This window comes from Ochrobactrum chromiisoli (assembly GCF_026241335.1).
Taxonomy (GTDB): domain Bacteria; phylum Pseudomonadota; class Alphaproteobacteria; order Rhizobiales; family Rhizobiaceae; genus Brucella; species Brucella chromiisoli.
Genome location: NZ_JAPHAV010000018.1, coordinates 19,189 through 34,002, shown reverse-complemented (window position 1 = coordinate 34,002; position 14,814 = coordinate 19,189). Strand labels below are relative to the sequence as shown.

Sequence of the window (14,814 nt, the reverse complement as noted above, 5' to 3'; positions counted from 1 at the left end):
CAAATGATTTCCACGACGACGATGCAGGCAGTTGAACAATTCAAGGCGCAACAAGGCGACTATCTTCTTGAAGTTGAGGGAATACGCAAGGAGTTTCCGGGCGTCGTCGCCCTTGACAATGTGCAGTTCCGCTTGCGCCCGGGAACGGTTCACGCGCTGATGGGCGAGAACGGCGCGGGCAAATCGACCCTTATGAAGATCATTGCAGGCGTTTACACGCCGGACGAAGGTCAAATACGCCTTCGCGGTGAGTATATCAGCCTGAAAAGTCCCCGAGATGCTTTGGAACGTGGCATCGCCATGATCCATCAGGAGCTCGCTCTCATGAATTTCATGACCGTGGCCGAGAATATCTGGATCAGGCGCGAGCCAACGAATTCAATCGGGCTTATCGATCACGCTGAAATGGCGGACCGAACGAGGACACTATTCAAACAGTTAAAAATCGACATCGATCCTCTGGCAGATGTTCACACGTTGACGATCGCCCAACGACAAATGGTCGAAATCGCCAAGGCCGTCAGCTACGAATCCGGCGTCCTGATCATGGATGAACCGACTTCCGCATTGACCGAAACCGAGGTGGAACATTTGTTCGACATCATCCGCGATCTGCGCTCCCGGGGGATCGGGATTGTTTACATCACCCATAAGATGAACGAGCTTTTTGAGATCGCGGACGAATTTTCGGTGTTCCGTGACGGTTCCTATGTAGGCACTCATGCCAGTTCCGATGTAACGCGCGACGACATCATCCGTATGATGGTGGGGCGCGAAATAACCAACATGTTTCCCAAAGAGAAGGCCGAGATCGGCGACGTTATATTGTCGGTAAACGGTCTTACCCTTCGTGGTGTGTTTCACGATATCAGTTTCGATTTGCGGCGCGGTGAGATTCTCGGTGTCGCCGGGCTTGTCGGTTCTGGCCGTTCGAACGTAGCCGAAGCCCTGTTCGGCGTAACACCCGCGACCTCGGGTAGTATTCGCATCAACGGAAGAGAAACTGATATTCGGGCACCCTCGGATGCGATGCGGGAAGGCATGGCATTATTGACGGAGGACCGAAAGGAAACCGGCTGTTTCCTGCCTCTTTCTATTCTTGAGAATATGCAGATTGCCGCATTGCAGGAAAACTATGCCCACGCCGGGTTTGTCGATGAGCGGGGGCTGACACTTCAATGTGAGGAAATGCGCAAGACGCTGCGGGTGAAAACACCCAACCTCGACGAGCGGATCGAAAATCTTTCGGGCGGTAATCAACAGAAGGTTCTGATCGCACGCTGGCTAATGACCCAGCCTGAAATTCTCATCCTTGACGAACCCACGCGCGGCATCGATGTGGGCGCCAAGGCGGAAATCCACCGGCTGATATCGCAACTGGCGCAACGAGGTGTCGCTGTCATCATGATTTCGTCCGAACTGCCCGAAGTGCTGGGCATGTCGGACCGGATACTGGTCATGCACGAGGGCCATATGACCGGCATTCTTGATCGTGCCGACGCCGATCAGGTGAAGATAATGGAACTGGCAGCTCGGTGAAGAGGAAACAATGGATAGTATGAAAATCGAGCCGGTTGGGGAGCAAAAGCGCAAACTGCCGCAGGAAGTGAACATTCTAAGCGTTCTGATCGGCGTGGCGTTGGTCTTTGAGATTCTTGGCTGGATTTTTCAGGGGCAAAGCTTCCTGATGAATCCACAACGTTTGACAATTATGATATTGCAGGTCTCGGTCGTCGGTATCATCGCTGTTGGGGTGACACAGGTCATCATTACGGGCGGCATTGACCTCAGTTCGGGTTCTGTGGTCGCCATGACCGCCATGATTGCAATGAGTTTCGCTCAGGCAGGCAGCTATTCCCGCGCAATATATCCAGCCTTGACGGACCTGCCGGTCATCGTACCGCTGGCGATCGGCCTTGGCCTTGGTCTACTTGCGGGAATCATCAATGGTGTCCTGATCGCACGCACCGGGATTCCTCCATTTATCGCCACGCTTGGCATGATGGTCACCGCCAGGGGCATTGCGAAATGGTATACGAAGGGTCAGCCGATTTCGTTTCCGACGGATAGCTTTGCGGCCATCGGCAGCGGCGCGTGGCCCGTCGCCATATTTCTCGTGGTGGCGATTATCTTCCATATTGCGTTGCGCTACACCCGCTATGGCAAGTTCACTTATGCGATCGGAGCAAATGCGCAGGCCGCCCGTGTGTCCGGCATCAACGTTCAGACCCATATCATCAAGGTCTATGCTATAGCGGGGCTTCTTTCCGGATTGGCGGGTATCGTTACCGCTGCCCGGGCCGAGACAGCACAGGCAGGGATGGGTATGATGTACGAACTTGACGCCATCGCAGCCGCAGTTATCGGTGGAACTTCCCTTTCAGGCGGACGTGGGCGGATTTTTGGAACTGTGATCGGAACCGTCATCCTGGGACTGATGCTTTCGGGTTTCACATTTCTTCGCGTTGACGCCTATTATCAGGAAATCATCAAAGGCCTTATAATCGTCACTGCGGTCATTGTGGATGTCTATCGGCAAAAGGCCCGTAGCGCGAAGAATTGATGCCAACCATTCGTATTCAATGAACAGCCCTGCGGTCCTGATACCGCAGGGCTTTCGTGTTCCCCGACGTCATTTTGATACATTCCCGGGACCATAACGGCCTGGATACCCTGTTGCGGGGCTCTCGGCATAGATACCGAGCGTCAAAATTGTCGGACTAGTCGCAAAGTCCAGCCAGGGATAGAAGCTTTTATTGACATATTATTTATTCTGCAATTAGTATTGCATTATTGTTGGGAGGGACTGCAATGCATGAAGTGAGGCTACCTACAAAGCCACGGATATGCGGCCTCTGGCGCGCTAGTCATAGCGTGTCGTTTTCTGCCACGCGTTTGTGCTGACCATGGCTCTCCTCTCATTCGAGAAGGTTGCCAAGACGTTTGCTGGCATCCCGGTGCTTCAGAGCATCGACCTTGATGTGGACAAAGGGCAGGTGGTGGCACTCGTCGGCGAGAACGGCGCGGGAAAATCCACGCTGATGCGCATCGCGGCAGGTCTGATGGCGCCTAGCACGGGAAGGATAACGTTCGACGGTGCGCCGGCACCCGCCACATTGGTTGCGGCCGAACAGGCCGGCATCGTCATGGTTCATCAGGAATTCTGCCTGGCTCCCCATCTCAGCGTGGCGGAAAATGTCTTTCTCGGGCGTGAGATCGTCCGTGGTCCTTTCATCGACCGCCGTGCGAGCGAGGCGGAGGCCGCGCGGATGCTCGCGGAACTCGGTTCATCGGCTTCGCCGAAGGCGCGTCTTCGCGACCTTCCCGTTTCCGACTGGCAGATGATCGAATTGGCCAAGGCTTTCGCCCGCCGTCCGAAAATCATTCTTATGGATGAACCGACAGCTGTTCTTTCGGCAATGGAAGCTGCAAGGCTTTTCGAGCGTATTCGTGCTTTCACGGAAGGAGGCGGAGCGGTGATCTTCACGTCACATCGTCTCGACGAGGTCGAGGAGATCGCCGACCGTGTCGCTGTGCTGCGCGACGGACGGATCGTGCGCGTGGAAGACGTCCCCCAGATTTCGCAGAAAGACATGGCCGAAGCCATGGTGGGCCGCCCGCTTTCGGAAATATATCCGGCACGACGCTCGGCCCGTGATGGAGACGTGCTGATGGAGGTCTGCAACCTCACTTCTCCAGGTGCGGTGAGCAATGTATCACTCGCGATAAGGCGCGGCGAAATTCTCGGACTATCCGGTCTCGTCGGGTCGGGCAGGACCGAGCTTTTCGAGGCGCTGTTCGGCCTGCGACCTGCCTCTTGCCAACATTTCCGGGTATGTGGCCGGGATCGGGCCCTGCCGAATGCACGTGACGCCTGGCGGTTGGGGCTCGCCTATCTGACCGAAGACCGAAAGGGCAAAGGCCTGCTGCTCACCCAGTCCATTGCGCAGAATGTGGCACTTGTGAAGGGCGCACTTGCCGGGCCGGGCTGGATCGATGCGGCAGCCGAACGGCGCGGCTTTCAGGAAGCGGTGCGCGCTTACGATATCCGCGGTACCCGTCTCGACGGGATGGTCGGCGCCTTGAGCGGTGGCAACCAGCAAAAGGTCCTGATCGCGAAGACGCTGGCGATCGAGCCCGAGATTGTGGTTTTCGATGAACCTACGCGCGGCGTCGATATAGGGGCCAAACAGCAGATCTATGAAGTCATTGCTCGTCTCGCGGAGGCAGGAAAAGGCGTCGTCGTCATTTCCTCCGAGATGCAGGAGATAGTGGGGCTCGCGGATCGGGTTCTCGTCATGCGTCAAGGCCGTATCACCGGCGAACTGCGAAACGGCGAAATTAGTGAGCAGGCGATCATTCGCTTCGCGATGGGGTTGCAGGAGGAAATGCAGCATGTCTGATCGAACCGCTGAAACGACCGGTGCAGCTGCGGAGAACCGCGCGGCTCTGTCGAGGATACTCACTTCTACGGGACCGTTGCTGGCACTTGTACTGTTGATGCTGATCGGCCTTCTGATGAGTGATAGTTTCCTCACCTACGAAAACCTGACCAATGTCTTCACCCGCAGCGCGATCATAGGCATCATCGCCATCGGTGCGACCTTTGTGATAACTGCTGGGGGCCTTGATCTTTCGGTCGGTTCGCTGTCGGCGCTAATCGCTGGTCTTACCATCATGGCGATGAACGCCTTGGCGGACTGGTCCGACACAGGCTGGTTTGTGGTGATTGCCGGGATCGCGGTTTCCTTGCTTCTCGGTGGTTCGGCGGGCTTCCTTAATGGAGCCATGGTCGTCAAGGGTCGTGTCGAGGCTTTCATTGTCACGCTTGGTACAATGGGCATCTTTCGCGCGCTCGTGACCTGGCTTTCCGACGGTGGCGCGATCTCACTGAATTTTTCGCTGCGCGATGCCGTGCGCCCGATTTACTACGATGCCGTACTGGGAATCCCTATCCCCGTGATCGTGCTAATCGTGATCGCGATCGCTGCCGAACTCGTTTTGTGGAAAACGCGTTTCGGTCGCCACACCGCGGCCATCGGTTCCAATCGCAATGTCGCGCGGTTTTCAGCCATTCCGGTCGATGGGGTGCGCATCGCCACTTATGTGATCCAGGGAATTTGCGTCGCCATTGCCACGGTTATCTACGTGCCGCGTCTTGGATCGGCCACACCTTCGACGGGTCTGATGTGGGAGCTTGAGGCAATCGCTTCGGTCATCATCGGCGGTACGGCGCTAGCGGGCGGTTATGGGCGCATTTGGGGCACCATCGTCGGTGTGCTGATCCTGGGTTTTATTGCCAATATCCTCAATCTGACGGGCGTTGTTAGTCCATATCTCAACGGAGCCTTTCAAGGCGTCATCATCATCATCGCCGTGCTTTTGCAACGGAACAGAGCGCCCGATTGAGTTGGGACATCGGCAGTGCCGCATCCATGAACTATCGATCACAGGAGGAGACGAAACATGCGAGGAAGAATAAGGACATATTTTGCCGCAGTCAGTATCGCGATCGCAGGCTGGGCCATGCCCGTACATGCTGCGGACACGCTGATCGGTGTGTCGATCCCGGCCGCCACGCATGGCTGGACCGGGGGATTGAACTACCATACAAAACGCACGATTGATGCGATGAAGAAGGCGTTTCCAAATGTCGACTTCGTGCTGACGACATCATCGAGTGCCACGCAGCAGGTCAACGATATAGAGGACATGATGGCGCGCGGGATCAAGGCGCTCGTCGTTTTGCCCATGGAATCGGATCCTCTCACCGAGCCCGTCAAGACCATTAAGCAGAAAGGCGTTTTCGTTACCGTCGTCGATCGCGGGCTTTCAGAACCGGGTATAGAGAACCTCTACGTGGGTGGCGACAATCCCGAATATGGCAAGGTAGCCGCCGAATACTTCAAGGGAAAATTCCCTGACGGCGCAAAAATCGTGGTTTTGCGCGGTATTCCGACGGCCATCGACAATATTCGCATCGAAGCGTTCAACGACGTCCTGAAAGGAACGAAGATCGAGGTTCTTGATATGCAGTATGGGAACTGGAACCCCGACAAGAGTTTCGAAGTGATGCAGGACATGCTGCAGCGCTTCCCCCAGATCGACGGCGTTTGGGCGGGAGATGACGATGCAGCTTTAGGTGCAATGGAGGCGATCAAGCAATCTGGCAGGAAAAATGTCGCAGTGCTTGGCGGCTCTGGCATGAACAAGGTCGTGAAGATGGTAATGGATGGCTCCGACCATGTGGACGCAGACATTTTCTATCCGCCGACGCTGATCATCCCGGCAATTGAATTGACGACCATGAAGTACGCTACGCAGGCACCAATTACCGGTCGCTATGTGCTTGGCAGCCCGCTCATCACGAAGGAGAATGCTGCGGAGTTCTACTTCCCGGATTCCCCATACTGATGACGGTCAACCTCACAGTTTTACGTCCGGTGCCACGTGCACCGGACGTTTTCATTTCCGCATTCATTTTCGTGCGTCGGCACCTGTTACGGTAGGAATTCGAGGGGCCGAATGATCATGCTGTACCCGCGCTGCCACGGCAACGACCAGAGCTTGCGCCAGACACATGGGTGCAGCGAGCGAGCGAGAAAATGTGTAGTCATGTTCGGGAACAGCAAAGAGCACCCGGGCGGATTTTGCCAGCGGCGAAAGCGTGCTGTCTGTGATCGCAACGATCTCTATTCCCTTGGCACCCGCTTCCTCGACGATGTTCACGACTTCATTGGCGTAAGAGCGGAACGACACTGCCACCAGCACATCGTTGTTGCGCATCGTCCTAGCCATATGCGTGGCGAGCCCACCGGAGGAACTGAGCAGAACGCAGCGCTTGCCAAGCATTGTCAGGACATAGCGCAAAAGCTCAACGACAGGCTCAGAGCGTAGCTGTCCGAGCAGATAGATTGTATCCGCCTTGAACAGAGCGTCGGCGGCATAGGTCAGATATTCCTGTGAAATATCCTCCAGCAATTCCTGCAGGGAGGCGATATCGCGCACAACCAGTTCACGGAGCAGGCTTATTTCCGAATGGTCGCTGCTCTGTCGCAATTCAGTTTCCAGTGCCCTGACGCGGGCTTCGAATCCCGGTGCTGCTGTGGCCAACCTTTGCTGGAATAGAACCTGCAGTTCCTTGAAGCCCTTGTAACCGAGTGACTGGGCAAAACGCACAAAGCTGGACGCATGAATCCCGCATCGTTCCGCGATGGCGTTGACCGACTGGACAGCGACGTCGTTCGGATTTTGCGTCAGGAATACGGAGATGCGCTGATAGGTCTTGCTCATCTGATCATGCTGCTCGTGAATGAGCTTGATCAGTTCTTCATAATTGCTCGGAATGTTCGCTGAACCCATACAATTCTCCGTTGCGTCATTGTGCAATAAATATTGCAGCAAGCCAAGTGTGGCATAACCGCAAGGAACAAAAAGGCGCCCGGCTCTACTATCCGGGCGCCAGGAAGGCGATCGTTGCGCCTTGGGAAGCAATTAGCGTGGTAACTTCATCCATCGCCCCGCCTTCGAAGATTGCTGGATTGTCTCCACTAGCGTCTGGATGCGCAGGCCAGCGGTGAAGCCGAATGGCTCGGGAATTTCGCCCGCAATGGCGCGTAAAAAGCCTTCGATCTCGATGGCCTTGAGATCATTGAAGCCGAGCTGGTGGCCGGGCGCGACGCAGAAACGGCCGTAAGGCGCATGATCCGGCGCCGCCTCGATCCGTCGAAAACCCCGGCGGCCGGCGACATCTTGTGTCGAATAGAAATGTAGTTCGTTGAAGCGTTCCTGGGTGAAGGCGAGCGCGCCTTTTTCGCCATAAATCTCGAAATCGTGCTGCATTTTGCGGCCGGTAGCGATCCAGTTGCCCTCAATCGAGCCCTGCGCGCCGCTGGCGAAGCGCAGGAACGCGCGGCCCACGTCGTCCACCTCGACTTTGCGCACCCCGCCTTTCCCGTCGGGGCGTTCCGCGATCATGGTGATGCAGTCGCCCATGACGTCACTGATCGGGCCGATCAGAAATTCGGCTGTCGCCAGCGCATGGCTGCCGATATCCGCAAGCGCGCCACCGCCGGCGGGATCGTGCCTGAAGGTGAAGGTACCCGTTGCGTTTGCCATATAATCCTCGGCGTGCAGGCCGCGATAGCCGCGAATTTCCCCCAGTTCGCCGGCGGCAATCATATCACGCGCTAGACGCATCATGGGATTGCAGAGATAGTTGAACCCGACTTGGGTCTTAATTCCTTTGGCTGTCGCAGCCTCGGCCATTTCCCGCGCATCCGCTGCCAGTGGCGCGAGCGGTTTTTCGCAATAGACGTGCTTGCCCGCAGCGATGGCGGTCAGCGCCATTTCCTTGTGCAGTGCATTGGGCGCGGTGATGTCGATCAGATCGATTTCGGGGTTGGCGACCAGGTCACGCCAGTCGGCGGTCGAGTGATCGAAGCCGAAATCCGTTGCCGCGCGTTCTGCTGCCTCAGGGGTGATATCGGCCACTGTATGCAATTCGATCCGATAGGGAAGGTCAAAAACCTTCTGGGCGGACGCGAAGCCGAACACATGGGCCTTGCCCATAAAGCCGGTGCCGATCAGGCCAACGCGCAGTTTCGGCTTGTCACGCATGGGCGAACTCCTGATTGACGATCAGATGCGGCTCGATGGTTCCCGCCAGAAAATTGACCGCATTTTCGATCGATGCGATCGCCATTCGCTCCCCGCACTCGGCGGTGAGGCCGGCGATATGGGGAGAGAGAAGGACTGCGTCATGGAAGAACAGTGGCGATCCGTCAACGGGCGGCTCCTCTTCGAACACGTCGACGCCCGCAGCCCCGACTTGTCCGGATGCGAGCGCGTCCGCGAGCGCCTTTTCGCACACCACACCTCCGCGCGCTGTATTGGCGAGGATGACGCCGGGTTTCATTTTCGCGATTTCCGCGGCGCCGATAGCCGGCGTGTCACTTCTGGGGATGTGGACCGAAATGCAGTCTGCCCAGCCCAGTCCCTCATCGAGCGAAACCGGCGTTACCGCGCCTTCCGGCCAACCAGCCTTTTCGAGCAGGGGATCGCAGGCGCGAACTTGCATTCCGAAGCCAGAAGCCATGCGGGCCAGATGCCGCCCGATGCGGCCATAGCCGAGGATAAGCAGGTTCTTGCCGGATATTTCCCGCTGTTGCAGCTTGTTGCGCCAGTCCCACTGGCCTGGCTCGCGCACGGCGCGGTCAGCGCGGAGCGCCCGTTTGGCCCCGGCCAGAAGCTGCATCATTGCGTGTTCGGCGACCGACACCGAATTGACGTCGCCGACGATGGTGAGTGCGATGCCGCGCGCATTCAGCGCCCCAAGATCGACGGCGTCATAGCCAACGCCGTGGCGCGACACCACCTTGAGATGCTCGGCCCGCGCGATGGTCGCAGCGGAAAGCGGCTGCGTGCGCAGCACCATTGCATCCGCCCTGGCGATCAGTGGCGCATAGGAGGCTTCCGACACTTCCTCGACGTAATCGACGGTGAAATCCCGGCTTTTCAACTGCTCTAGCAGCGCCTCGCCGGACGGGTGAAGTTTTCCCGCCACCAGAAGATGCGGCATCAATAGGCTCCTTCCGTCGCCTTTGTGAGGGTCGCGCCGGTTAGTTCGCGCCATCTCGCGACGGAGGCGGCAGCGGCGGCGGCGAGCAGGCGCGTGTCGCCGGAGACGGTGGTGAGATCGAAACCCCATTCTACTGCGCGGGCGGCATATTCGGCCGTTCCGCAATGCAGGCAGGCGCGGATATCATTCTTTCTGCAGACGGCGACAATATACTGGATTAGTTTAATCATTTCCGGCTCCTCCCGATCGAAACCGGGCGGCAGACGACCTTCCTGCGTGCCGAGTGTCAGATCGGCGGGGCCTACGTAGATGCCATCGAGGCCCGGCGTCGCGGCGATCTCCTCTAGATTGTCTACGCCCTCGCGGGTTTCGATCATGGCGAGCGCCACGACCTCGTCATTGGCAGCCACGCCATAGCTTCCATAGGCGAAGGCGGCACGGGTGGGGCCGAAACTGCGCTGGCCCTTCGGCGGATAGCGCATATAGCTGACGAATTCCGCAGCTTCCGCTGCCGAATTGATCATCGGGCAGATGATCCCCTGCGCCCCGGCGTCGAGCGCCTTCATAATGACGCCGGGCTCGCGCCATGGCGCGCGCGCCATGACCGTGACGCCCGAAGCGCGCATGGCCTGCAGCATCGGCAACGCCGAATTATAATCGAGCGCACCATGCTGCATGTCGATGGTGATGGAATCATAGCCCTGCGCCGCCATGATTTCGGCGGTGAAAGGATTGCCGATGGAAAGCCAGCCATTCATGGCTGGCTGGCCCTCGGACCAGAGTTTTTTGAGCCTGTTGGTGAACATGCGGCCTCCTCAGAACACGATCTGCGCTAGTTTGGTATCGAGATAGTCCTGTATCCCCTCCAATCCCCCTTCGCGCCCCATGCCGGAATGATTGGTCCCCCCGAAGGGCGCTTCAGAAGCGGCGAGCGCGAAGCTGTTGATCCCGACCATGCCCGCCTTGAGCGCGGCAACGGTGCGCCGGGCGCGATCCGGCGAGCGGGTGAAGGCGTAGGCCGATAAGCCCATATAGGACGCGTTGGCACGGGCCAACGCCTCTTCTTCGCTCTTGAAGCGGGTGATTGCGGCGATGGGGCCGAAATTTTCCTCCGCGAATACTTTCATGTCATCGGTCACGTCGGTGAGAACCGTCGGTTCGAAAAAATATCCGGCGTTGAACTGGGCCGGGCGCTTGCCACCATGGGCGAGCGTCGCCCCGGCGGCGATAGCGCTCGCGACGATGGCATCGATTTCCGCGAGCCGGTTGGCGTTGATTAGCGGCCCCATGCCGGTTTCGGGATCGAGTCCGTCGCCGAGCCGGATCTTCTTTGTCCGTTCGATGAAGCCTTCGACGAAGGTGTCATGCAGGCTCTCATGAATGAAGAAGCGGTCCGGCGTGACGCATACCTGCCCGCAGTTGGCGAATTTGGTTGGCACGGCGAGATCGAGCGCCGTTTCCAGATCGGCGTCGTCATAGACGATCAGCGGCGCGTTGCCGCCGAGCTCCATCGAGACTTTTTTGACCGTATCCGCGGCGTCACGGATCATCTGCTGGCCGATGCGGGTCGAGCCCGTCAGCGACACTTTACGTACGCGGTTGTCCGCCATGATCGGCGCATAGGTCGAGCCCGTGTCGCCGACCACCAGATTAAAAGCGCCGTCAGGCAGGCCCGCCGTACGCAGGCAATCCACCATGACCATGGCGACGCCCGGCGTCTGCGACGAGGGACGCAGCACGACGGAACACCCGGCGGCGAGCGCTGGCGCGAGCTTTCGCGCCGGCAGCGCCGCCGGAAAGTTCCAGGCGGTGAAGGCGCCGACGACGCCGAGCGGTTCATGCGTGACCTCGAAGCGCCCGCCCGCCACGCGGCTGTCGACGATACGGCCATAGATGCGCCGTGCCTCCTCCGCATACCAGCGGAACTGGTCGCAGGCGAGGCCCCATTCGCGTCCCGCCTGCGCCGCTGGTTTACCGGTTTCGGCGGTTATCATTCGCACGGCTTCGTCCGTGCGGCTGATCATTTCGTCGGCGGCCTTGTGCAGCGCGTCGGCTCGCGCGAAGCCGCCCATTGCGCGCAACGGCTGCAAACCCGCGGTGGCGGCGTCGAGCGCTCTGCGGGTATCTTCGAGCGACGCCAGCGGCACGGAGCCGAGCGGCTTTTCGGTGACTGGCGAAACGACCTCTCCCAAGGCCGAACCTTTCGACCAATGGCCGCCAATGAAGAGTCCAAAATTCGTATACATGATCTATCCAATATCGCGGGTGGGAATGGTGCGTCCTTCGGTCAGAGAGCGGATCGCCGCTTCGGCCAGAATGAGTGCCTGCCTGCCGTCCTCGAAGCTGACTTCCGGTTGACTGCCCTGTTCGACGGCGTCGACAAAGGCGCTGATCTCGGCGGCGAAGGCTTCGGCGTAGCGGTCGATGAAGAAGTTCATCAGTGCCGGCTTGCGGTCGGTGAATTCCGCGCCGTATAGGCTGAGTTTGGTGAGGGTGCGGTTTTCCGAAATCGCCATGCCGCCGCTGCCGAACGCCTCGACGCGCTGGTCGTATCCGTAAACGGCTTGGCGAGAATTATTGATAATGCACTGCCTGCCGGACGCGGTTTTCAGCAACACCGTGACCGTATCGTAATCATTGCAGTTTTCCATCAAAGCTGGATCAACCAGCCTCGAACCGGTAGCGAAGACCTCCTCGATTTCCTCACCCAGAATAAAGCGCGCCATATCGAAATCGTGGATAGTCATGTCGCGGAAGATGCCGCCCGACACCTCGATATAGGCCGCGGGAGCCATGCCGGGATCGCGCGAGGTGATGAAGACCTGATGTACGTCGCCGATCTGGCCATTTTCGATGGCCTGGCGCACTGCGCGGTGGCCGCTGTCGAACCGGCGCACGAAACCGAGCATGATCGGCAGTTTGCTGCCCGAGATCGCTTTCGCACAGGCGTTGACGCGGGTGAGCGACAGGTCGATCGGCTTTTCGCACAGGACAGGCTTGCCAGCGGCGACGGCCTGCTCGATAAGGTCCGCGTGGGTGGCCGTGGACGTGGCGATCAGCACGGCGTCGACGGCGTCGGAGGCGAAGATCGCCTCAGCCGAATCGAACAACGGAACGCCGAATTTCTGAGCTATTTCCTGCGCAGCCGGGACATGCAGGTCAAAAACGCCTGCCAATCCGGCGCGCGGATGCGCTGCGATATTTTCGGCGTGCATCCGTCCAATGCGGCCGACGCCGAGCACTGCAATATTGAGCATGAAGTCTCCTCCCGGAATTTTGTGCAATAATCATTGCAAGATTGTTGCATTGTCAATATGTATTCCGTAATCTTCAGAAATACCCATCCGCAGGAGGAGGCGAGATGACCAGAAACACAGTGCGTCTGACCATGGCTCAGGCTCTTGTCCGTTACCTTTGCAACCAGTTCACCGAGATTGACGGTGTGCACGTGCCGCTGTTTGCTGGCGTATTCGGTATTTTCGGCCATGGCAACGTGACGTGTCTTTCGGAAGCGCTGGAGCCGGTTCAGGACCAACTGCCGACATGGCGCGGCCAGAACGAGCAATCTATGGCCCTGGCCGCCATCGGCTTCGCTAAGGCGAAGCGCCGCCGACAGATCATGATCGCGGCGACCTCCATCGGGCCGGGCGCGGCCAATATGGTGACGGCAGCGGGCGTGGCCATGGCCAACCGCCTGCCGGTGCTGCTTCTGGCCGGCGATACTTTCGCCAACCGCCTGCCGGACCCGGTCCTGCAGCAGGTCGAGCACTTCGGCGACCCGACGATCACCGTCAACGACGCTTTCAAGCCCGTCGTGCGCTATTGGGACCGCATCACCTTACCGGAGCAGATCATCCACTCGTTGCCCCAGGCGATTGCGACCATGCTTGATCCCGCCGATTGCGGGCCGGCCTTTATCGGTCTGGCGCAGGACACGCAGGAAATCGCCTTTGATTATCCCGAAATCTTCTTCAAGCCGAAAGTCTGGAAAATCCCGCGCCCGCGCCCCGATCGTGACGCGGTCACAGCGGCCGTGGAACTGCTCAAATCGGCCAAACGCCCGCTGATCATTTCGGGCGGTGGCGTGCGCTATTCGCTGGCCGAAAACGAAGTGGCCGACTTCGCGCTGAAGCGGGGGATCCCAGTCGTCGAAACCATCGCCGGCAAGGGCGCGATGACGCACGAGCATCCCGCGCATGCGGGGCCGCTCGGCATCGTCGGTTCGACCTCGGCCAACGCGCTCGCCAAAGAGGCGGACGTCATTCTAGCCATCGGCACGCGCTTGCAGGATTTCACCACCGGCTCATGGACCGCCTTCGCCGAGGCCGCGCAATTTATTTCGGTCAACGCGGCGCGCTTCGATGCGGTCAAGCACCGGGCATTGTCCGTAGTCGGCGATGCGCTGGAGACAGTGCGGGAACTGGACGCGGGACTTGGCGATTACAAGGCTGACGCCGGCCTGATGAAGCAGGCCAAGACGCTGTTCGCCGACTGGAACAAGGTGCTCGACGAGCACCAGATGCGCACTAACGCGCCAGTGCCGTCATATGCGCAAGTGGTGGGTGTGCTCAACGCGGTGGCGAAGCCGGAAGATACCCTGATCGCGGCGGCGGGCGGCACACCCGGCGAGGTGGTCAAGGGCTGGAGGGTCAAGAATCCAAACACGTTCGATTGCGAATTCGGCTTTTCCTGCATGGGGTATGAGATTTCGGCGGGCTGGGGCTGTGCCATGGCGCAAGAGGGCCCAGGAGCAACCGGCGGCACGCCGATCGTCATGCTGGGCGACGGCACCTATATGATGATGAATTCCGATATCTATTCGGCAGCGCTCACCGGCCACAAGATGATCGTGGTGGTGTGCGACAATGGTGGCTATGCGGTGATCAATCGATTGCAGCAGGCTAAGGGCGTGCCGGGCTTCAACAATCTCCTGACCGATTGCCGCGTAAAAAATCGCCAGAATCCGCTTCATGTCGATTTCGTCAAGCACGCTGAGGCCATGGGCGCTCAGGCTCGCAAGGCCGACAGTCTCGCCGACCTGGAGGAGGCGATGAAATGGGCGCAGGGCAATGACGGAGTGACCGTCATTTCCATCGTGTCCGACGCATGGAAATGGGTGCCGGGCGACGCCGACTGGGACGTAGGCGTGCCCGCTGTCTCAACATTCGAGAAGGTTCGCGCCGCCCGCAAGGCACAGGAAAAAATTCGTGAAGCGCAGCGGACAGGTGTTTGAT

12 protein-coding genes are annotated in these 14,814 nt (G+C 58.8%); 6 read left to right on the top strand and 6 right to left on the bottom strand.

From position 1 onward, the window contains the following. Positions 1–3: 3 nt before the first annotated feature. From OPR82_RS20285 to OPR82_RS20265, 5 genes are all read left to right on the top strand, one after another. Positions 4–1,539: a sugar ABC transporter ATP-binding protein gene (locus OPR82_RS20285; protein ID WP_094515326.1), complete on the top strand. Its 1,536-nt coding sequence runs from the start codon at positions 4–6 to the stop codon at positions 1,537–1,539. Between the two features lie 19 nt (positions 1,540–1,558). Beyond that, the gene (locus OPR82_RS20280) at positions 1,559–2,563 is read left to right on the top strand and encodes an ABC transporter permease (protein WP_376786641.1); all 1,005 of its coding nucleotides are present in this window, start codon (positions 1,559–1,561) and stop codon (positions 2,561–2,563) included. 343 nt (positions 2,564–2,906) lie between these two features. Beyond that, on the top strand, positions 2,907–4,403 hold the full coding sequence (locus OPR82_RS20275; protein ID WP_265986713.1) for a sugar ABC transporter ATP-binding protein: 1,497 nt from the start codon (positions 2,907–2,909) through the stop codon (positions 4,401–4,403). Further along, positions 4,396–5,409: an ABC transporter permease gene (locus OPR82_RS20270; protein ID WP_265986712.1), complete on the top strand. Its 1,014-nt coding sequence runs from the start codon at positions 4,396–4,398 to the stop codon at positions 5,407–5,409. The genes OPR82_RS20275 and OPR82_RS20270 overlap by 8 nt, the downstream gene beginning before the upstream one ends. 57 nt (positions 5,410–5,466) lie before the next feature. Beyond that, positions 5,467–6,414, top strand: a complete 948-nt coding sequence (locus OPR82_RS20265; protein WP_265986710.1) for a substrate-binding domain-containing protein — start codon at positions 5,467–5,469, stop codon at positions 6,412–6,414. 63 nt (positions 6,415–6,477) lie between these two features. On the opposite strand, the gene OPR82_RS20260 is transcribed toward OPR82_RS20265, so the two are convergent. The 6 genes from OPR82_RS20260 to iolG form a co-directional block, all read right to left on the bottom strand. Continuing rightward, positions 6,478–7,362 carry a MurR/RpiR family transcriptional regulator gene (locus OPR82_RS20260; protein WP_265986708.1) on the bottom strand — a complete coding sequence of 295 codons (885 nt, stop codon included), beginning with the start codon at positions 7,360–7,362 and terminating at the stop codon, positions 6,478–6,480. A gap of 132 nt (positions 7,363–7,494) precedes the next feature. Beyond that, positions 7,495–8,619, bottom strand: a complete 1,125-nt coding sequence (locus OPR82_RS20255) for a Gfo/Idh/MocA family protein (protein WP_265986707.1) — start codon at positions 8,617–8,619, stop codon at positions 7,495–7,497. Then, positions 8,612–9,580, bottom strand: a complete 969-nt coding sequence (locus OPR82_RS20250; RefSeq protein WP_265986706.1) for a hydroxyacid dehydrogenase — start codon at positions 9,578–9,580, stop codon at positions 8,612–8,614. Before OPR82_RS20250 ends, OPR82_RS20255 begins: the two co-directional genes overlap by 8 nt. Next, a complete protein-coding gene (locus OPR82_RS20245) occupies positions 9,580–10,386 on the bottom strand; it encodes an HpcH/HpaI aldolase family protein (RefSeq protein WP_265986705.1) in 807 nt (268 codons plus the stop codon). Before OPR82_RS20245 ends, OPR82_RS20250 begins: the two co-directional genes overlap by 1 nt. Positions 10,387–10,395: 9 nt before the next feature. Further along, positions 10,396–11,826, bottom strand: a complete 1,431-nt coding sequence (locus OPR82_RS20240; protein ID WP_265986704.1) for an NAD-dependent succinate-semialdehyde dehydrogenase — start codon at positions 11,824–11,826, stop codon at positions 10,396–10,398. 3 nt (positions 11,827–11,829) lie between these two features. Further along, the gene (gene iolG, locus OPR82_RS20235) at positions 11,830–12,837 is read right to left on the bottom strand and encodes an inositol 2-dehydrogenase (RefSeq protein ID WP_265986703.1); all 1,008 of its coding nucleotides are present in this window, start codon (positions 12,835–12,837) and stop codon (positions 11,830–11,832) included. A 104-nt stretch (positions 12,838–12,941) separates the two neighbouring features. Between iolG and iolD the strand changes: the two genes are divergently transcribed. Then, positions 12,942–14,813: a 3D-(3,5/4)-trihydroxycyclohexane-1,2-dione acylhydrolase (decyclizing) gene (gene iolD / locus OPR82_RS20230; RefSeq protein ID WP_265986702.1), complete on the top strand. Its 1,872-nt coding sequence runs from the start codon at positions 12,942–12,944 to the stop codon at positions 14,811–14,813. Position 14,814: the final 1 nt, after the last annotated feature.